The organism is Actinomyces dentalis DSM 19115, assembly GCF_000429225.1.
In the GTDB taxonomy this organism is placed as follows: domain Bacteria; phylum Actinomycetota; class Actinomycetes; order Actinomycetales; family Actinomycetaceae; genus Actinomyces; species Actinomyces dentalis.
Genome location: NZ_AUBL01000096.1, coordinates 1 through 1,028 on the forward strand (window position 1 = coordinate 1; position 1,028 = coordinate 1,028).

General features: G+C 74.1%; 1 pseudogene. It reads right to left on the minus strand.

What is annotated here, in order from left to right:
• Positions 1-559: 559 nt before the first annotated feature.
• Positions 560-1,028 (minus strand): annotated as a pseudogene (locus G446_RS18075) (hypothetical protein); the annotation flags it as partial.

Consider the following 1,028-nt stretch of genomic DNA (forward strand, 5'->3'; position numbering starts at 1 on the left):
CGGTCGTAATCACGACGCACATTTTGGAGGAAGCGGGCGTAGTCGAAGAAACTGCTGGCCCTGGCCGGATCGGCGGGTGCTGAAGAACCCGCGCCCGTGTCCGAATCGCCCGAGTCCCGGATGGAGATTCCCATGAGCTCACTCTATCACGCGACGACGAACCCCCTCCCCGGAAGAGCCCCCAGGGTGAGCCGGGATCGACGCGGCGGCACGAGAGCGTGGTACGAACGAGACGGCGCAGTCCCGCACGCACCGCACCGCCGCGCTCCAGGGCGGTGACCAGGCTCTGCTCGGCGCGCGGCCCCCGCGCGCACCGCCCCCGCACCGGCCCGCGCAGCGGGGTCGTCCGGCACCGCATCGATCCGAGCCGTCGAGCCACGGCTCCCGGCAAGAAATACTCATCGAGGGTGTGGTTCGGGGCGCCGCTCGGGCCGCAAAAACCGATTGTCGGGCACTCCAACCCTCGGCCCTCTACTGCGCGCATAAAAGGGGCGAATTACAGGGTCGAGGGACGGAGCACGCGGAAACCGGCTTATCGGGCCTATCGGGTCTACTGGGCCTATCGGGCCAGCCGGGCCGCTGGCGCAGGGGCCGCCGCGGCCGCGCGGGCCGCCGCCGGCGCCGCCGCGGCGATGCGCTCCAACTCGGCGTCGTCGTGGGCGGCCGAGACGAACCAGGCCTCGAAGACGCTGGGCGGCAGGGCCACGCCCGCCTCCAAGAAGGCGCGGAAGAAGGGGCCGAAGCGCCAGGTCTCCTGGGCGCGCGCCCCCTCGTAGTCGCGCACGCCGCGCCGGGCCGCCCCGGGCCCGAACACGACCGAGAACAGCGAGCCCGAGCGCTGCACCCGGTGCGCCACTCCCTCGGCGTCCAGCGCCGCGCCCACGACGTCCCCGATCTGCCGGGCGCGGGCGGCGACGGTCGCGTAGACGGCGTCGTCGGCCTGTCCCCGCGGCGCCTGCGGCTGGTCGGGCCGGACGACGCGGCGGGCGGTGTTCGGCGGGAGCGCGGGCGAGGACGGCCCGGGGCCG